The organism is Pseudohaliea rubra DSM 19751 (assembly GCF_000764025.1).
In the GTDB taxonomy this organism is placed as follows: domain Bacteria; phylum Pseudomonadota; class Gammaproteobacteria; order Pseudomonadales; family Halieaceae; genus Pseudohaliea; species Pseudohaliea rubra.
In genome coordinates, this window is record NZ_KN234746.1 from 97,230 (window position 1) to 117,271 (window position 20,042).

General features: G+C 64.9%; 17 protein-coding genes. 7 read left to right on the top strand and 10 right to left on the bottom strand.

Features of this window, described 5'->3' with window-relative positions; all coding sequences use genetic code 11:
• Window positions 1-2: 2 nt before the first annotated feature.
• The gene (locus HRUBRA_RS01610; RefSeq protein ID WP_201771501.1) at window positions 3-875 is read left to right on the top strand and encodes a cobalamin-binding protein; all 873 of its coding nucleotides are present in this window, start codon (window positions 3-5) and stop codon (window positions 873-875) included.
• Here HRUBRA_RS01610 and sstT read toward each other — a convergent pair.
• The gene (gene sstT / locus HRUBRA_RS01615) at window positions 869-2,062 is read right to left on the bottom strand and encodes a serine/threonine transporter SstT (RefSeq protein ID WP_035513873.1); all 1,194 of its coding nucleotides are present in this window, start codon (window positions 2,060-2,062) and stop codon (window positions 869-871) included. The two genes, HRUBRA_RS01610 and sstT, sit on opposite strands and share 7 nt — an antisense overlap.
• 109 nt (window positions 2,063-2,171) lie before the next feature.
• Between sstT and HRUBRA_RS01620 the strand changes: the two genes are divergently transcribed.
• Entirely contained in the window at window positions 2,172-3,452 is a 1,281-nt protein-coding gene (locus tag HRUBRA_RS01620; protein WP_035513875.1) for an O-acetylhomoserine aminocarboxypropyltransferase/cysteine synthase family protein, read from the top strand.
• 7 nt (window positions 3,453-3,459) lie between these two features.
• On the opposite strand, the gene HRUBRA_RS01625 is transcribed toward HRUBRA_RS01620, so the two are convergent.
• Window positions 3,460-4,038, bottom strand: a complete 579-nt coding sequence (locus tag HRUBRA_RS01625; RefSeq protein ID WP_052094265.1) for a nuclear transport factor 2 family protein — start codon at window positions 4,036-4,038, stop codon at window positions 3,460-3,462.
• Window positions 4,039-4,105: 67 nt separating this feature from the next.
• Here HRUBRA_RS01625 and HRUBRA_RS01630 point away from each other — a divergent pair, with 67 nt between their 5' ends.
• Together HRUBRA_RS01630 and HRUBRA_RS01635 are read left to right on the top strand one after the other, a co-directional pair.
• Window positions 4,106-5,272 (top strand): acyl-CoA dehydrogenase family protein, encoded by a 1,167-nt coding sequence (locus tag HRUBRA_RS01630; protein WP_035513877.1) that lies wholly within the window; start codon window positions 4,106-4,108, stop codon window positions 5,270-5,272.
• A 14-nt stretch (window positions 5,273-5,286) separates the two neighbouring features.
• Complete coding sequence (locus HRUBRA_RS01635; RefSeq protein WP_035513879.1) at window positions 5,287-6,921, top strand: class I adenylate-forming enzyme family protein; 1,635 nt, start codon at window positions 5,287-5,289, stop codon at window positions 6,919-6,921.
• 36 nt (window positions 6,922-6,957) lie between these two features.
• Here HRUBRA_RS01635 and HRUBRA_RS01640 read toward each other — a convergent pair whose 3' ends face one another.
• The 4 genes from HRUBRA_RS01640 to HRUBRA_RS01655 form a co-directional block, all read right to left on the bottom strand.
• Complete coding sequence (locus HRUBRA_RS01640) at window positions 6,958-7,878, bottom strand: SDR family oxidoreductase (protein WP_035513882.1); 921 nt, start codon at window positions 7,876-7,878, stop codon at window positions 6,958-6,960.
• Window positions 7,879-7,890: 12 nt separating this feature from the next.
• Complete coding sequence (locus HRUBRA_RS01645; protein WP_035513884.1) at window positions 7,891-10,149, bottom strand: TonB-dependent receptor; 2,259 nt, start codon at window positions 10,147-10,149, stop codon at window positions 7,891-7,893.
• A 218-nt stretch (window positions 10,150-10,367) separates the two neighbouring features.
• Window positions 10,368-11,162 (bottom strand): class II aldolase/adducin family protein, encoded by a 795-nt coding sequence (locus HRUBRA_RS01650; RefSeq protein ID WP_035513886.1) that lies wholly within the window; start codon window positions 11,160-11,162, stop codon window positions 10,368-10,370.
• A 37-nt stretch (window positions 11,163-11,199) separates the two neighbouring features.
• Window positions 11,200-11,730 (bottom strand): winged helix-turn-helix transcriptional regulator, encoded by a 531-nt coding sequence (locus tag HRUBRA_RS01655; RefSeq protein WP_035513890.1) that lies wholly within the window; start codon window positions 11,728-11,730, stop codon window positions 11,200-11,202.
• Window positions 11,731-11,833: 103 nt separating this feature from the next.
• Here HRUBRA_RS01655 and HRUBRA_RS01660 point away from each other — a divergent pair, with 103 nt between their 5' ends.
• Window positions 11,834-13,054 carry a M24 family metallopeptidase gene (locus HRUBRA_RS01660; RefSeq protein WP_035513893.1) on the top strand — a complete coding sequence of 407 codons (1,221 nt, stop codon included), beginning with the start codon at window positions 11,834-11,836 and terminating at the stop codon, window positions 13,052-13,054.
• A gap of 8 nt (window positions 13,055-13,062) precedes the next feature.
• Here HRUBRA_RS01660 and HRUBRA_RS01665 read toward each other — a convergent pair whose 3' ends face one another.
• Window positions 13,063-13,326: a hypothetical protein gene (locus tag HRUBRA_RS01665; protein ID WP_144244345.1), complete on the bottom strand. Its 264-nt coding sequence runs from the start codon at window positions 13,324-13,326 to the stop codon at window positions 13,063-13,065.
• A 162-nt stretch (window positions 13,327-13,488) separates the two neighbouring features.
• Here HRUBRA_RS01665 and HRUBRA_RS01670 point away from each other — a divergent pair, with 162 nt between their 5' ends.
• Window positions 13,489-14,310 (top strand): hypothetical protein, encoded by an 822-nt coding sequence (locus HRUBRA_RS01670; RefSeq protein WP_035513896.1) that lies wholly within the window; start codon window positions 13,489-13,491, stop codon window positions 14,308-14,310.
• A gap of 117 nt (window positions 14,311-14,427) precedes the next feature.
• On the opposite strand, the gene HRUBRA_RS01675 is transcribed toward HRUBRA_RS01670, so the two are convergent.
• Window positions 14,428-16,026 carry an isocitrate lyase gene (locus tag HRUBRA_RS01675; RefSeq protein WP_035513899.1) on the bottom strand — a complete coding sequence of 533 codons (1,599 nt, stop codon included), beginning with the start codon at window positions 16,024-16,026 and terminating at the stop codon, window positions 14,428-14,430.
• A 208-nt stretch (window positions 16,027-16,234) separates the two neighbouring features.
• Between HRUBRA_RS01675 and HRUBRA_RS01680 the strand changes: the two genes are divergently transcribed.
• Entirely contained in the window at window positions 16,235-18,220 is a 1,986-nt protein-coding gene (locus tag HRUBRA_RS01680; protein WP_035513902.1) for an SDR family oxidoreductase, read from the top strand.
• Here HRUBRA_RS01680 and HRUBRA_RS01685 read toward each other — a convergent pair.
• Both HRUBRA_RS01685 and der read right to left on the bottom strand, forming a co-directional pair.
• Entirely contained in the window at window positions 18,217-18,621 is a 405-nt protein-coding gene (locus tag HRUBRA_RS01685; RefSeq protein WP_035513905.1) for a group III truncated hemoglobin, read from the bottom strand. The two genes, HRUBRA_RS01680 and HRUBRA_RS01685, sit on opposite strands and share 4 nt — an antisense overlap.
• Window positions 18,621-20,039, bottom strand: coding sequence for a ribosome biogenesis GTPase Der (gene der, locus HRUBRA_RS01690; protein WP_035513907.1), 1,419 nt, complete (start codon window positions 20,037-20,039; stop codon window positions 18,621-18,623). Before der ends, HRUBRA_RS01685 begins: the two co-directional genes overlap by 1 nt.
• Window positions 20,040-20,042: the final 3 nt, after the last annotated feature.

A 20,042-nucleotide genomic window follows, 5' to 3' on the forward strand; every position in this document is an offset into this window, starting at 1 on the left:
CCTTGGGTCTGCTGCCGGGGCTGATGTTGCTGCTCTTTTCGGCAGCGCTGCAGGCTGAGCCCGTCAGCGTCATCGACAGCCGCGGTGAGACGATCCGCCTGACCGAACCCGCCAGACGCATCGTCACCCTGGCGCCGCACCTGGCCGAGAACCTGTTTGCCGCCGGCGGCGGCAGCCGCCTCGTGGGCACCGTGGAATACAGTGATCACCCGACGGCCGCGCGGGAAGTACCCCGGATCGGCGGCTACAACAGCCTGAGCCTCGAAGCGATCGTCGCCAGCCGGCCTGATCTGGTGCTGGCCTGGGGCTCGGGCAACGGTACAGCCATCGTGGAGCGCCTGGAGAGCCTGGGCATTCCGGTCTATGTTGACGAAATTCGCGATCTCGCAAGCATCAGCGGGACGCTGGCGGCGCTTGGTCGTCTTGCGGGCAGTGCAGGCCAGGGCGCAATCGCTGCCGAGCGCCTCGCGAGGGGCTTTGCCGAGCTCGGCCCCGCCCCGGGCAGCCACCGGCTGCGAGTGTTCTACCAGCTCTGGCACGACCCGATGCAGACCGTGGGCGGCAGTCACCTTATCAGCGCCGTAATCGAACGCTGTGGTGGTGAGAATCTCTTTGCGGAGGTGCCCTCTCTGGTGCCGCGGGTCAGCCGGGAGTCGGTGCTGGCCCGGGACCCGGAAGTGATTATCGCCAGCGGAGCGGGAAAGGAAACACCACCGTGGCTGGAGGCGTGGCGCCGCTTCCCACGGCTGGCTGCGGTGGCTCACAACGCGCTCTACGGCCTGAACCCGGACCTTATCCAGCGGCCGACGCCGCGGCTCCTCGACGGCGCGCGTGCACTCTGCGCCCTGCTCGCAGAAGCGCGGGCGCGCTACTGACGCAGCGGCGCGTTGTCCACGGCCCAGGTGTAGACCACATCGGTGCTGGAGTTTAGAGCGGTTTCCGCCGAGTCCTGGATAACGCTGATGACGAAACCGACAGCCACTACCTGCATGGCCACATCCAGGGGAATGCCGAAGAGCGAGCACGCCAGGGGGATGAGCAGGAGACTCCCGGAGGGCACGCCGCTGGCACCGCAGGCCGCCAGCGCCGAGACCACGCAGAGGACCAGAGCACTGGCGAGGCTCGCCTCGATACCGAGAGTATTCGCAGCGGCCAGCGTGAGCGTGGTGATGGTGATAGCCGCCCCGGCCATGTTCACCGTGGCCCCGATGGGGATGGTCACGGAGTAGAGCTCCTCGCTGATGCCCAGCTTTTTCGCCAGCGCCAGGTTCACAGGGATGTTGGCGGCAGAGCTGCGTGTAAAAAAGGCGGTGATGCCCGACTCCTCCAGGCAGCGAAGCACCACCGGGTAGGGATTGCGTTGCGTGACCAGGAGAACAATCAGCGGGTTCACCAGCAGTGCCACCACCAGCATCGCAGAGACCAGCAGCAGCGCCAGCGTCGCGTAGTCGGCCAGGGCCGAGATCCCGGTCGTTGCTACCGCGTAGGCGACCAGCCCGAAAATACCAACGGGCGCCAGGCGGATCACGTAGCGCACCACGTCGGAGACGCCACCAGCGAGCGTCTCGAGGTGCTCGCGGAAACTCGCGGGGGCGCGGCGAAAGCTGATGCCAAGGAGCACGGCCCAGGTAAGGCAGCCGAGAAAGTTGCCCTCCAGCAACGCACGCACGGGATTGTCCACGAGCTTGAACAGCACATCCGCAAGTACACTCCCGACCGCCGCCGGCGGACTGCCCTCGGCCGCCGCAACGAGGACCAACGTCTGCGGAAACGCAAAGCTGAGCAGCACGCCCACCAGCGCAGCACACACCGTACCGGCAAGGTACAGCAGCAGGGTCAGAAAAGTACGGCGGGCGTCTCCGCCTCGCTCGTGGCGGTTGGCGATCGCGGACATGACCAGCAGCAGCACCAGCAGCGGTGCCACAGCCTTGAGCATACCCACGAACAGGCGGCCGAGCAGGCCCACGGCCTCGCCGGCGCCCGGGACGAGGGCGCCCAGGAACGCACCGAGCACGACCCCCACGAGAATTTGCGGCACCAGGCCCCAGCGCAGTGGATTCATCGGCAGCCTCCGACGGCTAACAGGGGAGAAACGGGGCGTAGTGTACGCGAGCCCCGTTGGCTGTGGTAAGTTGCGAAACCCCGCAAGGACCCGAGCCGAGGACAGCACCATGAAACCCGAGACCATCGCCCTGCACGCCGGCTATGACGGCGACCCGACAAGCAGCCATGCGGCGACGACGCCGATTTACCAGACCACCTCTTACACCTTTGACAACACGCAGCACGGGGCGGACCTGTTCGACCTCAAGGTGCCCGGCAACATCTACAGCCGCATCATGAACCCCACCAACGCAGTCCTCGAGGAACGTCTGGCGCAGCTCGAGGGCGGCGTCGGCGCCCTCGCGGTCGCCTCGGGCATGGCGGCGATCCGCTACGCGATCGAAGTCATCGCCGAAACCGGCAGCAACATTGTCAGCACCTCGCAGCTTTATGGTGGCACCTACAATCTGTTCGCGCACACCTTCCCGCGCCAGGGCATTGAAACGCGCTTTGTCGACGCCGCAGACTTCGACCGCATTCCAGAACTCATCGATGGCAAGACCCGGGCGCTGTTCTGCGAGTCCATCGGCAACCCGGCCGGGAACGTGGTCGACGTGGCGCGCTGGGCAGAGATCGCCGAGGCCCACGGCGTGCCGCTCATCGTTGACAACACCGTGCCCTCACCCTTTCTTTGTCGTCCCTTTGAGCACGGGGCCCACATCGTCGTGCACTCTCTGACCAAGTATATCGGCGGCCACGGCACCACGGTGGGCGGCGCTATCATCGATTCCGGGCGCTTCGACTGGAAGGGCAACGCCGAGCGCTTCGCCGTGCTCAACGAGCCCGACCCGTCCTACCACGGCGTGGTCTACACGGAAGCCCTTGGCGAAGCCGCCTATATCGGCCGCTGCCGCGTCGTGCCCCTGCGCAACACCGGGGCGGCGCTGGCTGCACACTCGGCCTTTCTCATCATGCAGGGGCTGGAAACCCTGGGGCTGCGCATGGAGCGACACTGTGAGAACGCCGAGCGCATTGCGAGCTGGCTTGCGGCGCACCCGGCGGTTACGCGGGTAAATTACGCGACGCTGCCGGACAGCCCGTACCGCGCCACCTGCGAGAAGATCTGCGGCGGCCGCGCCTCGGGCATTCTCAGCTTCGGCGTCAAGGGGGGCCGCGAGGCCGGCGCGAAATTCATCGACGCGCTCGAGCTGGTCCTGCGCCTGGTGAACATCGGCGACGCCAAGTCCCTGGCCTGCCACCCGGCGAGCACAACGCACCGCCAGCTGTCTCCGGAAGAGCTGGCGTCCGCCGGCGTCACCGAAGACATGGTGCGCCTGTCCATCGGCATTGAGCACGCCGACGACCTTATCGCCGACCTGGAGCAGGCGCTGGCGGCGAGCCAGCGCTAGCGCAGCCTCAGCGGTCGTCCTCGCCGCCGGGCGCTTCACCGTAGTACGCGCGCCAGGTGGCAAGTTTTTCCGGGATATCGGCGCCGGTCGGCACCTCATAGGCCCGCATTCGCGTGGCCAGGCCCGGCCCGAGGGCCTCCAGATAGTCCGCTGTCGACACGTAGTAAAAGAAGTCGAAGAGGCGCTCGGCGATACGCCAGGCGCCCTCTTCCCGGCGGTAGCGATCCGAGTAGCGGATTGCCGCGAGCATCGGCTGTCCCTTGCGTTGCATCTCCGCATGGGACAAGACGATGCCGGTGGCCTCGTCGGCGTCATCACTGAAGGTGATAATACGGTCATGGGTGAAGTGATTACTGGGACCGAGGACCTCGAAGCGGCCCTGGTAGAGCGCCATCGCGGCATCCCGGCCCCGGGCATCCATCACCCCGTCCCGGGAGAGGATGCGGACGTCCGCCGTAAACAGACCCGGCATGGCGTCCATGTCCCGGTCATCCATTACCAGGCCGTAGCGGGCAATGAGCTCCTCGATGGCAATACGGTCTTCGAGGCGCTGCAGGCGCGTTTCGATCGAGTTGTTTGAGATCATGGCTTTCTTCCTCTGTTATTTTTGAATATCATTCAAGAAAAGCATAACGCATTGTAAGGAGTTCCGCATGTCCTCTGCATTTCTTTCCGAAGAAGACCGTCTCTTCCGCGATACCGTGCGCAGCTGGGTCGACGCCGAGATCCCCAAGGACTGGTGCCGGGAGCTGGAGCGCGAGGAAGACGTCTTCCCCCACGCCTTCTGGGATAAGCTGTCTGCCTTCGGAGCTCATGGTATCGGCATCCCCGAAGAGTATGGTGGCCAGGGCGGCAGCATCGTCACCCAGGTCCTCTTCGCCCGGGAGCTCGCACGCACCGCCGCCGGTGTCGGCTGGGTCTGGGGCGTCACCTCTTTCTCCGGCGGCAAGGGCATCCTCGGCGCCGGCAGCGAGGCGCAGAAGCAGCGCTTCCTTCCGGAAATCGCCGCGGGCCGCCTGAAGACAGCCATGGCCTTTACCGAGGCCGGCGGTGGCACCGATCTTCTCGGCGGCATGAAGACCACTGCGACCCGGGTGGACGGCGGCTGGCGCTTGAACGGCGAGAAGATCTGGAGCACCGGCGCGGGCGTCGCCGACTACCTGTTCCTCATGGCGCGCTCCGACAAGGACGTAAAGCGTCGTGCCGATGGCGTTTCCCTGTTCTTTGTGCCGAGGGACGCCGAGGGAGTGACCGTATCCTCCATGCCCAAACTCGGCATGCGCTGCATCAGCTCCTGCAGCGTGCACCTGGACGACGTCTTCGTACCGGACGAACTGCTCCTCGGCGAGGCCGGCAAGGGCTGGGGCTACTCTACCGGCACCCTCAACAACGAGCGGCTGGTAAATGCAGCCTTCTGCCTCGGCATGCTCGACGGTGTGCTCGAAGACGCGGTCGACCACCTGCAGACACGTCGCGCTTTCGGTCATCTGATCGGCGAGTTCCAGGCGCTGCAGCATTACGTCGCCGATATCGCCATGTGGCAGAAACAGGGCGAGCTTGTGCTTCTGGACGGCGCGGCGCTACAGAGTGCCGGCGAGCCCTGCGCCAACGCCTCGAACATGGCCAAGGTGCTGTGTTCTGAATATGCCGGTCAGGCTGCGGACCTCGGCATCCAGATTCTCGGTGGCATGGGCTACTCGGCCGAGACGGACATGCAACGCTACTGGCGGGACGCGAGGCTCCTGCGTATCGGCCCGATCAGTAACGAGATGGCCAAGAACATGATCGCCGAGGGTCTCGGCCTGCCGCGTTCCTTCTGAGGCAGGAGGCAGCTATGGACAGCCACACGATCGAAGCGACGTCCCTCGGCGACTTTCTTGTCCTCGCGGCCAACCGGCACCCGGAGCGCCGCGCCCTCGTCTTTCCCGGTTACGATGTCAGCTACCGGGAGCTCCTGAGCCGCGCCGAAGCGCGGGCCCGGGGGCTCGTTGCGCTTGGCGCGGAGCCCGGCGATCACGTGGGCATCCTCGCCCACAACCGGCCGGAGGTCGTCGAGCAGCTCTTTGCCTGCGCCCTGGCGGGCGTCGTGGCCGTCTTGCTCAACGCCCGCTACCGGGTCGACGAACTGCGCTACGTGCTCGGTCATGCGGAGCTCACGCTCCTGTTCACCGGTGCCGAGAGTGAGCCTACAGACTTCCCGGCTCTGGTAGATGCGGCGCTGGACGGTGCCCTGGGGGCGGCCGGCAACCCGCGCTCCCTCCGGCCCGAGGCGGCGCCATCGCTGCGCGCCGTAGTACTCTTCGGTACCGGCGAGCGCGCCGGCTGCCTCACCGAGGCCACCGTTGCCGGGCTCGGCGGGGCTGTCGCTCCCGGCGTGATCGACGGGCGCCGGCGCGAAGTCTCGCTGCGGGAGCCGTGCCTGATGATGTACACCTCGGGCACAACCTCGCGCCCCAAGGGCTGCCTGCTCTGCCACGAAGCGCTGGTGCGCAATGCCCTGGCCATGCGCGATCGGCTGGCCATCACAGCAGACGACCTGCAGTGGAACCCCCTCCCCCTCTTCCACATGGCGTCGATCCTGCCCCTGCTCGCCATCTTCGGCGCCGGCGGGGCCTACCTCGCCGAGGCCCACTTCGAAGCCGGCCCCGCCCTGGCCCGGCTCTACGCTCACCAGCCGACGATCCTCTATCCGGCTTTTCCGGCGATCATGGCAGACCTGCTTGCCCACCCGGCTTTTGATGCCACGCGCCTGCAAAGTGTTCGACTCATCAATAACGTGGCGCCGCCGGAGACCCTGCGCGCCAACATGCGGGCGCTCCCCGGTGCGCTGCACATCAGCGCCTATGGCATGACCGAGGCTTCGGGCATCTGCTGTCATGGCGCCGCGCAGGAAGATGACGAGACGCGCGCCACCACCTGCGGCCGGCCCTATCCCGGGGTGCAACTGCGGGTGGTAGAGCCGGAAAGCGGCACGGTGCTCCCCGCCGGACAGCGCGGCGAAATGCAGGTGCACGGCTTCTCTCTTTTTGACGGCTATTACCGGGACCCGGCGCGCACGGCGGAGGCTCTCACGGAAGATGGCTGGTTCCGCACCGGCGACCTGTGCAGCCTCACCGATGACGGCCAGGTGGTCTACCACGGCCGGCTGAAGGATCTGCTCAAGATCGGCGGCGAGAATGTGTCACCGCTGGAGCTGGAGAACTGGCTGGGCACTCACCCGGCGATACACCTGGCACAGGTGGTTGGTGCACCTGATCACCGCCTCGGAGAAGTGGCCGCAGCCTTTGTGCAGCTGCGGGAAGACGCCACCCTCAGCGCCGAGGAGCTCGTGGATTACTGCCGCGGGCAGATCGCCTCTTTCAAAATCCCCAGGTACGTGCGCTTCGTTACCGAGTGGCCTATGTCGGCAACCAAGATCCAGAAGCACGTGCTGGCGGAGCAGCTGCGAGAGGAGCTGGCGGGACGTTGACCGGCCACCCGCCGATCGAAACTGGCGTCCTGCCCGCTACAGGACAGGACGCCAGGCAAGCAATGGGTTCTGCCGGGCCCAGTCGTAAACGGTAGTGAGCTTCAACCGGTAACGCGCCTGAAAATCGTCCATGGCAACAGTGAACGGTGACGGCTCGGCGTCGTTGTACCAGCGGTAGATTGCCTCGAGGTCTGCGGCAATGCGATCAGCGGCGGAACGCTCCCCACCGGCGAACAGCTCACCCATCTTCGCCGCGAAGGCGGCTACCGGCAGGCTTTCAAAACCGATGCGCTCGCCCCAGGCCCGGCTGAGCGCCGCCGCGGTTTCGCGGCCACGGAGGGCTTCGGGGCCACCCACAATCACTTTCCGGCCCACGGCGGCGGGGTCCTCACCCAGGCAGATCATGATCCGACCCAGGTCCGCCAGGCTGATCCAGCTGACCGGCAGCTCATCAGCATGAGGATAGCTCAGCACCCGATGCTCGCGGAGGGAAGGCAGCGCCCAGCCGCGCATGAGGTTCTCCAGAAAAATGACCGGACAAACGGCCGTGGCGTTCACGGTCGAGGCCAGCAACCGTTCGATTATGTGATAACGCGTATCGTGGGCCGGAAAGCCCTTGGGCTCGTCGGCCACGTAGAGACTGCTGTTAAAAACGATCCGCTTCACATCCCCCGCTTGTGCAGCGGCGAGAAAGTTTTCAAAGCCGTCGATCACTGTCTGCGGGTCCGAGAAGGACGCCGAGGGCAGGTTGAGAAAAACCGTATCGAAAGCCGCCAGGGCCGGCGGCAAAGTGCCGGGTTCAAGCAGGTCGAGATAGACGGTGGGCGTGCCGCAGGGTAGCACGGGGTTCTCCCGGCTGCGGCTCGCCCCCGCCACCGGGTAGCCGGCAGACCGGAGTGCGGCAACCTGTGCCGCACCCTGATCCCCGGTAGCGCCGATAACGAGGACTGTTTCCATCGATGCGCCCCGCTAAAACTCGGCGCGCAGCTCAACACCGTAGGTGCGAGGTACACCACCCCAGATTGCACGGTGGGTGCCACCGTCGAAGCCGAAGTCGTGGAACTCTTCGTCGGAGAGGTTCCGCCCGAACAGCGACATGGACCACCCGCTGCCGAGACGCTCGTAGGTCACGCTCGCGTCGAGGAGCCCGTAGGCCTCCACAGCAACGCTGGGGCTGTTCAAGGTATCCACGAAGTGGTCGTCGCGCCACTGGTAGGACGCCCGGCTGCGAAGCCGCCCGTCGTCGCCGAGGGCTACGCTGTGCTGCAGCGTCGCCGTGAACTCCCACTCCGGCACGCGCTCGAACTCGAGGTTCTCGGCGGCCGCATCGTCAATCTCCGGCTCGTAGACCCCGTTGCGGTCTGCGTCGATGCCCGGAAACTCGTCGTACTGCGCATCGAGATAGCCCAGGGAGAAGTCGGCGGTCAGCGTTTCGCTCAGCAGAAACGACGTCTCCAGCTCCAGGCCGGCGATGGTCGCCTGAGCGGCGTTACGCAGCACCTGGGTCACCTGTGGGGCACCGTCGATAACGACGGTGTCAGAAATCGTGCGCTGGATGTCGTCGTACTCGCTGACGAAGACAGCCGCATTGAAGCGCAGGCGGCCATCGAGGAGCGTTGACTTCAGTCCTGCCTCCCAGGTCACAACCTCTTCCTCGTCCACGGGCCCGATGGCTTCCGGGACCCGGGCTCGAATGTTGTAGGAGCCCGAGCGGAAGCCCGTCGACCAGCTTGCATAGGCCATGATGTCTTCCGCCAGTTCAACATCGATGCCGATGCGGGGCGAGAAGCTCGTCCAGTTTTCATCGTCGTTGACGGGATTGGCGCAGTCATTCATGTCCAGACTCGCAAAGACGATCGGGTCCCCGGTGAAGGGACAGAATGTCACCTCCTTGGTTTCGTCCGTGACGCGGCCACCGAGGAGCAGCGTCCAGCGATCGTTCAGGTACCAGCTGATCTCACCGAAGGCAGCCAGAGACTCGTCATCCGTGAGGCCCAGCCCCACCTGCTGGAACAGCGTCGGATCCGCCGGCGTACCGCCGATGAAAAACTCCCGGCGCTCGCCGATATCGTATTCCTGGGTGAAGTAGAACAGGCCCGCGGTGAAATCGAACTGGTCAGAAAAGCTCGACGCGTAGCGCGCTTCGATAGAGAACTGCTCCTGCTTCTCCCGGTTATCGGGGAAGTGGAAGACCGTGAAGGGCGAACCATCAAAATCCGTGGACGTGTCGTAGCGCACGTCACGGGCGCCGGTCACAACGCTGAAGACACCGTGGTCGGCCTGGTAGCTTGCGTCAAGCACCAGCATCCGCGTCTCAGCGTCCAGGTAACCCTGCAGGTCGTGCTGGATATCGTACTTGTCATTCGGCGGCGTGTAGCCGAAGACGCTCTGGACAACGCTGGGCCCTGCCGCACGGGGGTCAATGCGGCTGTCCAGATTCTGTGCAGCGGAAGAGCCGCTGCGGCTCCGGTAGTACTCGCCGATCACGTTAAGCGTCAGTCGATCCGTGGCATCCCAGCGCAGCACCGGGCGCAGGATATCGAGATCCTGCTCCGGCTTGGTCTGGTCCGTGGCCTGGTTCTTCCAGTAACCGTCGCGGGAGCGGCTGGTACCGGCCAGGCGCAGGGCGAGGGTATCGGTCAGCGGGATATCCACGGCCCCGGTGAGCTGAACGCTGTCATAGTTGGCGAGTTGGGCCGAGGCATAACCGCCGAATTCGTTGCCCGGGCGCCGGCTGGTGACGGACACGGCCCCCCCGGTCACGTTCTTCCCGAACAGCGTTCCCTGCGGGCCCCGCAGCACCTCAACGGATTCGAAGTCAAAGGCGGCGGCGATTGAGCTGGGGCCAAAGCCCACATAGATGCCGTCGAAGAAGACCCCCACGGCCGGGTCCTGGGAGCGGGTCGTGTTGCTCACGCCAACGCCGCGGATAAAGAAATTGGCAAAACCGGGATAGGTGCCGGCATCATTCAACTGCACGTTCGGGGCTAAACGGCCGACGTCAGTCAGGTCAACGGCGAAAGCCTGTTCCAGGGCCTCACCACCGTAAACGGAAATGGCTGTGGGCACCTGCTGGACATCCAGGCTGCTGGCGCGCTTCTGTGATGTGACAACGACTTCTTCGAGCACCTGGGCCGCGACCTGAGTGGCTGCCACGGGCATCAGGGCTGCCAGGGCCGCTGCCAGTGTTTTCCGGCGGAAACAGGTACGGACGCCTGCATGCTGCATAGTTCACCTCGTTATTTTTTTCATGATTGTTTATGAACTGTTTTGAACATTATTTTGAATAACATTCAAAACCGGAGGCAGACAATAGCTAATGCGAACAAGTGCGTCAACACTGACAAGCCGGAGGCTGCCGACCGGCGCTCAGGAACCGCGGTGCGGGCCACGGTGCGGGCAAAGGCACCTCGTCGGGAATCAAAAGGCTTGAGGTGCCTGCGATCTCAGTCCAGCAGCTCCGGCTGCTCGGCGACGATCACGTCGTAGAGGGGCTGGAAGCTGAACCAGCCGGCGAGGTCGCTGCCCACCGTCTCCCGGGTTTTCAGGGCGTACTCGTGGGGAATGGGTTTTGGCGTCCCCGCGGCCTCGGCGAGGAGTTGCGCCTGGCAGCTGCGCTCCATGGTGATGTACCACCAGGCGGCCTCATCCACCGACGCGCCCACGGTGAGCAGGCCGTGGTTCTGCAGAATCAACGCCTTGTTGTCACTCACGAGCCCGGCAATCCGATCGCCCTCGGCGCTGTCGAGCACCACGCCGGTGAAACTCTCGAGCAGCGCATGATCCTCGTAGAAGGCACAGGCATCCTGGGTGAGTGGGTCCAGCTTGCGGCCGAGGGAGGCGAAGGCCTTGCCGTGCAGCGAGTGCGAGTGGGCCGCGGCAGTAATGTGCGGATTCGCCATGTGAATCCGCGAATGAATCGTGAACGCCGCGCCGTTGAGCAGGCCCTCGCCCTCGACGACCTTGCCTTCGTGATCCACCCGGAGGAGGTCCGACACGCACATCTGCTTGAAGGAGCGCCCCATGGGGTTCACCCAGAAGTGATCCTTGTGCTCCGAATCGCGCACGGTGATGTGGCCGGCGACGCCCTCGTCAAAACCGAACTTGCCGAAGAGGCGCAGGGCGGCGGCGAGGCGCTGCTTGCGCGTGAGGCGTTCGGTGGACGGATCGACGTTTCCGTCGGGAACCATTGCTTCGGGATTGTCGCTGTTCATGACGATATTATTGGCGGCGTCTGCCATAAGGCACCCTTCTTTTGTCGTTAGCGTGCCTACCAGTCTAGTCGACGGTGACCTCAGCCGACAGCAGTGGGAAGGCTGGCAACTCCCGATCGCCCTCCTGGGCCTCGAGCACATGCAGCGCCAGCGCCGGCCCCACCTCCGGCAGGACCCCTTCCGGCCGCAGGGGCTCACCGCACTCGCTGCAGGTGAGCTGGGGACGGATCTGCTTGCCGCAGGCGTTGTGCACATACACCACGGGAGGTCCCTCGCCCCGGTCCATCCAGTCGTCCCCCCAGGTGCCCAGGGTCATCAGCACCGGGTACAGCGCGAGCCCCTTGCGGGTGAGACGATACTCGTAGCGCGGCGGACGCTCGCTGTAGCGGACACGCCGCAACACGCCGTGGTCCACCAGCTTACCCAGGCGCTCCGAGAGCCGGTGTCGGGTAATGCCAAGGCTGGCCTGGAACTGATCAAAACGACGCGTGCCGAAAAAGGCATCGCGCAGAATCAACAGGGTCCAGCGCTCCCCGACTACCGAGAGCGCCCGGGCGACGGAGCAGACCTGGCGATCGATTTCATCCCAGCGCATGTGAATTCCTCCCTAGAACGCACCAGTATAAGTGTGCACGCCGGAGCGGGAAACCGGCCCCGGGTGCTACCATCCGTTCCTTTAATAGCCATAGGAGTCGGTGATGACCGCAGGGGTAGGTGGCAGTGACGCGGCAACGGAACTTGACGCACTGCGCGCGGGCGGAGACCGGCTCACGGGGGTCGAGCCCATCAGCCAGAGCGAGTACCGGGGACGGCTCGCGCTTGCCGCTGCGCTCCTCCGGGAACACGGCATGGCGGCGCTCTACGTCAACGCCGGCAGCAGCCTGCGCTATTTCACCGGTACGGTCTGGTCCCCGAGCGAACGGCTGGTGGGCGCCGTGCTTACCGCCGAGGGCGGTCTGCACTACCTCGCCCCGGCCTTCGAGCGCGGCACGCTGGAGGGCTACGCGATCCTCGAGGGCGCCATGCACTGCTGGGAGGAGCACGAATGCCCCTACCGCCTGCTGACGGGGGTGCTGCAGGACAACGGCGTCAAAGCCGGGCTCCTGGCCGTGGATCCAGCGGCACCGTGGTTCCTCGTGGATGGCCTGCGCAACGTTCTCCCTCCGGACCTTGCCGTCGCCAACGGCGCAGCGGTCGTGGCCGGCTGCCGCGAGCGCAAGAGCGCCGCGGAACTGGCCCTTATGCAGCGCGCCAAGAACCTTACCCTGGAGGTGCACCGACATACGGCGCGCATGCTGCGCCCGGGGATCAGCAGCGCTGAGGTAAAGGACTTTATTCACGCCGCACACCAGGCTGTAGGCACCGACGGCTCCACCTTCTGCATTGTGCTCTTCGGCCCCGACAGCGCCTTCCCGCACGGCGTAGCTCGGCCGAAGACCCTCGAGGTGGGCGACATGGTGCTTATCGACACCGGCTGCGAGGTGCACGGCTACCTGTCGGACATCACCCGCAGCTACGTCTTCGGGGAGCCCTCGGCGCGCCAGCGGGAAATCTGGAACCTGGAAAAGGCTGCGCAGCAGGCCGCCTTCAACGCCGCGCGCCCCGGCAGTACCTGCGGCGCTGTGGACGCCGCGGCCCGGGCGGTGATCGAAGCGGCAGGGCTGGGCCCGGGTTACCGGCTGCCGGGGCTACCGCATCGCACCGGCCACGGCATCGGCCTCGATATCCACGAGTCGCCCTACCTCGTCCCGGGCAACGAGACGCCCCTGGCTCCCGGCATGTGTTTCAGCAACGAGCCCATGCTCTGCGTGCCCGGGGAATTCGGGGTGCGCCTCGAGGACCACTTCCACGTCACCGACGACGGTGCCCGGTGGTTCACGGAACCGTCGCCGGCAATCGACGCACCCTTCGATGACTGATCCGACGCTCAGTCGCCTTTCGTGGACAGGGCCTCCTTCATCTTGCCCACATCCACCGATTCCTTCGCCTTGTCGACGTCCACAGCCTCGGCGGCTTTCTGGTAATCGACGCCGCCGGTGCTCAGAGCACCCTTCATCTTGTCCTTGTCGACGGCCTCCATGGCTTTCTTTTCATCGACAGCCTCCATCATCTTTTTCATGTCCTGCGCCGCGACCGGCAAAGCGACAAGAGCGGTGGCAAGGGCGGCAAGGCTGAGCTGGCGCACTATCATGGTCTCTGAACTCCATTTTGCGCGGACGACAGTGCCCGCGCGCCCAGTATTGCAGATCGTGGCGGCAGCGCCAGTGGACCGCGCCCCAAGTTCACATAGACGGTCGATAGCGGCGTGTTTTACCCTTTTGCTGCCACGCCCGAACGCAGCCGGAGCCGCGCCATGGAACGTTTGTCCATCACCCTAGCTACGGGCGCAGCCCTCCTCGCCGCGGCGGCGTCTGCCACTGCCGAGGGCCCCTATCCCCGACAAACCCATGAATTCAGCATCGGCGCCACCCGGCAAACCGCTGAAACCTCAGCCCTTGCCAGCGTGACAGAACTCCCCGCCGTGAACATCGATCTCAGGGACCTTAACGTCGACGGCGACCACGACTCCTGGTTTGCCGAATACAGCTGGCGCTTCCGCGAGCGCTGGCTTCTCGATGCTTTCGCTTACCAATATCAGGACTCCGGGCGGGTGACCTCGACCCGGGACTTCAACTACGACGGCGTTTCCTTTACCGCCGGTGCCCTGGTCGACAGCACGCTGAAGATCGATACCTATGCGATCGATTTACTCTACGCGGTGCACCAGTCCCCGCGGTCGGAACTGCTGATCGGCGGCGGTATCCATACGCTGAAGCTCAGCGCCGCCTTCCGGGGCGTAGTCGGTGCAGCGAACACCGTGGAGAGCTTCAGCGGTGCCTCCGACGACCTTCTGGCGCCGGTGCCGAACCTCCGCGCCCGGGGCACTTTCGCCTTCAGCGACCGTTTCGGCGCTGACCTCACCGTCGGCTGGCTAAGCGCCAGCGTCGACGACTATGACGGCAGCTTTGCCTATGCGCATGCTCGCCTGCGCTGCCGCCTCGGCGATCGCAGCAGCGTCTCGGCCGGCTACCAGTTCACCACCGCCGATGTAAGCCGCAGGGCCGGCGCGGGCCGGGAAGTGAAGTTCGACGCCGAGCTCCACGGCCCCTCCCTGCAGTTCAGCTGGGCCTTCTAGGCGCGCGCAGAAACCAGGTAAGGGGCCTCGCACCCCGGGACAAGTTGCGAAGCAAAAAAAAGGGCGGCACAAGGCCGCCCTCAAGGGACACAGCGCGCCTTGCGGCGCGCGGGTTCGTCAGCCGAATTGGTTCATGGTGTTGTCCTTGCCGCCGGCTTTGAGCGCCGCTTCACCGGAGAAGTACTCCTTGTGATCGTCGCCGATGTTGGAGCCGGCCATATCCTGATGCTTGACGCAGGCAATACCCTGGCGGATTTCCTTGCGCTGGACGCCCTCGACATAGGCAAGCATACCCTCCGCACCGAAGTAGCCCTTGGCGAGGTTGTCCGTGGACAGAGCCGCCGTGTGGTAGGTCGGCAGCGTGATCAGGTGGTGGAAGATGCCCGCCTCGCGGGAACCATCGGCCTGGAAGTTCTGCACCCACTGATCCGCGAGGGCGGCCAGTTCCGTGTCGTCGTACTCTGCGCTCATGAGCTTGTCGCGGTCGTAGGCGGACAGATCGCGGCCCTCTTCCTGCCAGGCATCGAACACCTGCTGACGGAAGTTGAGGGTCCAGTTGAAGGACGGCGAGTTGTTGTACACCAGCTTCGCATCCGGCACGTGCTCACGGATCTGATCCACCATGGCACCGATCTGGCCGACGTGAGGCTTCTCGGTCTCGATCCAGAGCAGGTCCGCACCGTTCTGCAGGCTGGTAACGCAATCGAGAATAACCCGCGCTTCACCGGTGCCGGGCTTGAAGCGATAAAGGCCGTTGGGCAGGCGCACCGGGCGCACGAGCTTGCCATCCTGCTTGATGACCACATCGCCCTCGTTGACGTCCTCGGCGCTGGTCACAGTCTCGGTCTCGAGGAAGGCGTTGTACTGGGAGGCGAGGTCACCGGGCTCCCGGGACACGGGAATCTTCTGGGTGAGGCCGGCGCCCAGGGAGTCGGTGCGCGCGACGATAACGCCATCGTTCACGCCGAGCTCGAGAAAGGCGTAACGCACAGCGTTGATCTTGGCCAGAAAGTCCTCGTGGGGCACCGTAACCTTGCCATCCTGGTGGCCGCACTGCTTGGCATCGGACACCTGGTTTTCGATCTGGATGGCGCAGGCGCCGGCCTCGATCATCTTGCGGGCCAGCAGATAGGTGGCCTCCTCATTGCCGAAGCCGGCATCGATGTCAGCGATAATCGGCACAACATGCGTCTCGAAGCCATTGATGGCGTCCAGAGCACGCTGCTCGGCGACCTGGTCACCGGCCTCGCGAGCGCCGTCAAGGTCGCGATACAGGTGATTCAGCTCACGGGCATCCGCCTGCTTGAGAAAGGTGTAGAGCTCCTCGATGAGCGCCGGCACGGAGGTCTTCTCGTGCATGGACTGGTCCGGCAACGGACCGAACTCGCTGCGCAGCGCGGCGATCATCCAGCCGGACAGATAGAGGTAACGCTTCTTCGTGCTGCCGTGATGCTTCTTGATGGCGATCAGCTTCTGCTGGCCAATAAAGCCGTGCCAGCAGCCCAGAGACTGCGTGTACTGGCTCGCGTCCGCATCGTACTCGGCCATATCCCGGCGCATGATGCCCGCCGTGTAGCGGGCGATGTCCAGGCCCGTGCGGAAGCGGTTCTGCAGCGCCATACGGGCGGCGAACTCGGGATTGATATTGCGCCAGGTGCCCCCCTGCTCCTTGCAGAGAGTGGCAAAGTCAGCTGTCTTTTCCTGATAAGTCGCCATGGGAAACCCTCAACTGGTTGTGATGAAAGATCGGCGGCAACCCGCCGGTATGTTGCGCGCAGTCTAGGGAAGGCACCTTCATAAATGAAATAGATGTTTTAGATTTTTGCTATTCACCGGGCAAATACCATTGGGCCCGCCTTGTGGTCCCGCGATGACCCGCTAGACTCCAAAAAGATCCTCTCCGCCAGCAAATAAGGATAAGCCCATGGCGTATTTCATCACCGGTGCCACCGGCTTCATCGGCACCCATCTCGTCCGGCGGTTGCTGCGCCGGGAAGGCACGCTCTACATCCTCACCCGGGCGGGCTCCCACGCCCGCTTCGACGCGCTGCGCGAGGCCGCCGGCGACCAGGCCGACCGACTGGTATCGGTCACCGGTGATCTGCGGGAGCCCATGCTGGGCCTGGACAGCAACCTCCTTGCACAGCTGCGCGGGCGCATCGACCACTTCTTCCACCTCGCCGCCATTTACGATCTGTCCGCCGACGCCGCCTCCCAGGTGGCCACCAACATCGCCGGCACCCGCAATGCCGTGCAGCTTGCCAGCGCCCTTGAAGCAGGCTGCTTCGAGCACGTCAGTTCCATCGCTGCCGGGGGCCTCTACCCCGGCACCTTCCGCGAAGACATGTTCGAGGAAGCAGAGGAACTTGATCACCCCTACTTCGCCACCAAACATGAGTCCGAGGGCATCGTGCGCCTCGACTGTGATATCCCCTGGCGCATCTACCGCCCGGGCATGGTCGTGGGTGATTCAAAAACCGGCGAAATCGACAAGATCGATGGCATCTATTATGTCTTCAAACTGCTGCAGAAGCTGCGCGCGGCGCTCCCTCCCTGGGTGCCCCTGGTGGGCCTCGAGGGCGGCCGCTTCAACATCGTACCCGTGGACTACGTGGCCGATGCCATGGACCATATCGCTCATCAGGGCGGACTGGACGAGCGCTGCTTCCACCTCACGGATCCGGAGCACTATTCCCTCGGCGAGCTGATGAATATCTTCGCCAGGGCCGGCCACGCGCCGAGCTTCAGCATGCGTCTGGACAGCCGCATCTTCGCCTTTATCCCGCGGGCCGTGCGCGACACGCTGCGCAACCTGCCACCGGTGAAGCGGGTGCTGCGCACGGTGCTGGATGACCTCGGGCTGCCGGAGTCTGTCGGCCTGTTTCTCAACTATCCCACGCGCTATGACAACCGCGACGCCGAGCGCGCCCTCAAGGGCAGCGGCATTACCGTACCGTCCCTGCATGACTATGCACCGCGGCTCTGGGACTACTGGGAGCGCAAGCTGGACCCCGACCTGTTCGTGGATCATTCACTGGAGGGCAACGTCAGCGGCAGGAAGGTGCTCATCACCGGCGCCTCCTCAGGGATCGGCAAAGCAACGGCCCTGCGCCTGGCGGAGGCCGGCGCCCATGTCATCCTGGTCGCCCGCAGCATAGACAAGCTGGAGGAAACAGCGGCTGAGATCGAAATCGCCGGTGGCTGCGCTTCCCTGCATACGGCGGATGTCTCGCTCCTGGAGGACGTGGACCGGCTGGTAAGGGAGGTCCTCGAGGCCCACGGCTGCATCGACATCCTCATCAACAATGCGGGCCGCTCGATCCGACGCTCCCTGGAGCTGTCCTTCGACCGCTTCCACGATTTCGAGCGAACCATGCAGCTGAACTACTTCGGCGCCATTCGTCTGATCATGGGGCTTGCGCCTTCCATGCTCGCCCAGCGCAGCGGCCAGGTCATCAACATCTCTTCGATCAGCGCGCTCATGCCGGCCCCACGCTTCTCGGCCTACGTAGCCTCCAAGTCCGCCCTGGACGCCTGGACCCGCGCCGCAGCCGTGGAGTTCTCGGACCGCAACTTGCGCTTCACTACCATCAACATGCCGCTGGTGCGCACGCCGATGATCGCCGCTACAGAAGTCTACAACTCCATGCCCATCATCTCCCCCGAGGAGGCCGCAGACATGGTTGCCGAAGCGGTGATCAAAAAGCCCAAGCGCATCGCCACCCGCCTTGGCATCTCCCTGCAGGTCATGAACGCACTGATGCCTCACGTGACGGAAGTCCTTATGAACACCGTGTTCCGCATGTTCGGTGACTCTGCCGCGGCCCGGGGCGAGAAAAAGCCCGAACCGGTGGAAGTTTCCAATGAACAGGTGGCCCTCGCGGCCCTCATGAAAGGCGTGCACTTCTAGCGCATGCCCTGCCCTTCGTCGGAGGTCGCGTCCAGGCCGGCCTGCATGTTCGCCGCAATGCGGCTGGCAAGGCGCCGGGCGCGCTCGGCCACGGGCCCGGCGTAATAACTATCGAGGGTCTCGGTGAACAGCGCGAGCCAGCGCTCGAAGTCCGCAGCGCTGAAGGGCCGCCGCGCATGAACGGCGCGGTGGATGTTCATGGTGTGGCGCTGGTAGCCGCCGCGTTCGCCGAGAAGCATCTTGCGCCAGTAAGCGCGAATGCGCGGCAGATGCGTCGGGAGATCGATAGCGGCGGCATCGATGAAGATGGGTCTCAGCGCCGGATCAGCGAGGAGCCGCGCATAGAAGCGGTCAACGAAGGCAGCGATCTGCTCCGGGCTGTCGAGATCCGGCCGGGGCACTAGCGGTCTTTCTTGCGTTGACGGCGCTTTTTATCCTTTTTCACGTGGGCCATAAGCCGCCGTTTGCGGGCCTGCTGGCGCGGAGACAGGGTATTGCGGCGCCCGGCGTAGGGGTTATCACCGGAGCGCAGCTCCACGCGAACGGGAGTGCCCGAGAGTGACAGCGCCCGCGCGAAGGTCTTCTCAAGATAGCGCCGGTAGCTGGCGGGGATGTTATCGGTGCCGCTGCCATGAATAACAATAACCGGCGGGTTGCGTCCGCCGGCATGGGCGTAACGCAGCTTGCTGCGCCGGCCGGCCACCATGGGGGGCGGGTGCTCGGCCAGCGCGTCCTGGAGAATGCGCGTGAGCCGGTTCGTCGACAGGGGCCGGGTCGCCGCCTCGTAGGCGGCGTCGATGGCGCCGAAGAGGAGACCCACGCCCGAACCATGGAGCGCCGAGATAAAATAGGTCTCAGCGTAATCGACGAAACGCAGCCGGCGCTCGAGTTCGCTTTTCATCCGCTCGCGCTGCTCAGGCTCCAGACCGTCCCACTTGTTCACCGCCAGCACAAGGGCGCGCCCGGCCTCGATACAATGCCCCAGCAGGTGCAGGTCCTGGTCTACGAGGCCCTCGCTGCCGTCCATAAGCAGCACGACGACGTTGGCCTTGTCGATGGCCTGGAGCGTTTTGACGATGGAGAACTTCTCCACGGTTTCGCGCACGTTCTTGCGCCGGCGCACACCCGCGGTATCGATCAGCATATACGGGGCACCATCGCGTTCGAAGTCGATGAAGACACTGTCGCGCGTCGTGCCGGGCTGGTCGAAGACTACAACCCGCTCCTCGCCGAGGAGCCGGTTCACGAGGGTACTCTTGCCAACATTCGGCCGCCCCACCACCGCCACGCGAACCCGGTCTTCCTCAGCCTCGGGCGCAGCGTCCGCGGGCGGGAACGAGACCAGAACGCTCTCAATGAGCGCGCGCACCCCCCGGCCGTGGCTTGCGGCAATGCGGTAGCAGTCTTCGATGCCGAGGCGATAGAAATCGCTGGCCGCCACCTCCGGATCCAGGCCATCGACTTTGTTCACCACCAGGTCGAACGGTTTGCCCCGGCGGCGGAGCTCCCGCACCAGCTGCTCGTCGCCGGCGGCAAGGCCCGCCCGGCCGTCGACCAGCAGCAGTACGCGGTCTGCTTCCTCGATGGCCGCCAGGGACTGGCCGGCCATGGCCGCGTCGATGCCGGCCTCGTCGCCGCTGATGCCGCCGGTGTCGATGACGATGAAGCGGTGGTCGCCGCTCACGCCCTCGCCGTATTTGCGGTCCCGGGTCAGCCCCGGAAGGTCGGCGACCAGTGCATCACGGCTGCGCGTCAGCTGGTTGAAGAGGGTCGACTTGCCCACGTTGGGGCGGCCGACCAGGGCGATGACCGGAAGCATAAG

Excerpts from the sequence above, each read along its gene's own strand:
- HRUBRA_RS01655 (WP_035513890.1), bottom strand. The coding sequence starts at position 11,730 with ATGCGCTGGGATGAAATCGATCGCCAGGTCTGCTCCGTCGCCCGGGCG.
- HRUBRA_RS01650 (WP_035513886.1), bottom strand. The coding sequence starts at position 11,162 with ATGGCAGACGCCGCCAATAATATCGTCATGAACAGCGACAATCCCGAA.
- HRUBRA_RS01625 (WP_052094265.1), bottom strand. The coding sequence starts at position 4,038 with ATGATCTCAAACAACTCGATCGAAACGCGCCTGCAGCGCCTCGAAGAC.
- der (WP_035513907.1), bottom strand. The coding sequence starts at position 20,039 with ATGCTTCCGGTCATCGCCCTGGTCGGCCGCCCCAACGTGGGCAAGTCG.
- HRUBRA_RS01635 (WP_035513879.1), top strand. The coding sequence starts at position 5,287 with ATGGACAGCCACACGATCGAAGCGACGTCCCTCGGCGACTTTCTTGTC.
- HRUBRA_RS01680 (WP_035513902.1), top strand. The coding sequence starts at position 16,235 with ATGGCGTATTTCATCACCGGTGCCACCGGCTTCATCGGCACCCATCTC.
- HRUBRA_RS01665 (WP_144244345.1), bottom strand. The coding sequence starts at position 13,326 with ATGATAGTGCGCCAGCTCAGCCTTGCCGCCCTTGCCACCGCTCTTGTC.
- HRUBRA_RS01630 (WP_035513877.1), top strand. The coding sequence starts at position 4,106 with ATGTCCTCTGCATTTCTTTCCGAAGAAGACCGTCTCTTCCGCGATACC.
- sstT (WP_035513873.1), bottom strand. The coding sequence starts at position 2,062 with ATGAATCCACTGCGCTGGGGCCTGGTGCCGCAAATTCTCGTGGGGGTC.
- HRUBRA_RS01670 (WP_035513896.1), top strand. The coding sequence starts at position 13,489 with ATGGAACGTTTGTCCATCACCCTAGCTACGGGCGCAGCCCTCCTCGCC.
- HRUBRA_RS01640 (WP_035513882.1), bottom strand. The coding sequence starts at position 7,878 with ATGGAAACAGTCCTCGTTATCGGCGCTACCGGGGATCAGGGTGCGGCA.
- HRUBRA_RS01660 (WP_035513893.1), top strand. The coding sequence starts at position 11,834 with ATGACCGCAGGGGTAGGTGGCAGTGACGCGGCAACGGAACTTGACGCA.
- HRUBRA_RS01620 (WP_035513875.1), top strand. The coding sequence starts at position 2,172 with ATGAAACCCGAGACCATCGCCCTGCACGCCGGCTATGACGGCGACCCG.
- HRUBRA_RS01645 (WP_035513884.1), bottom strand. The coding sequence starts at position 10,149 with ATGCAGCATGCAGGCGTCCGTACCTGTTTCCGCCGGAAAACACTGGCA.
- HRUBRA_RS01675 (WP_035513899.1), bottom strand. The coding sequence starts at position 16,026 with ATGGCGACTTATCAGGAAAAGACAGCTGACTTTGCCACTCTCTGCAAG.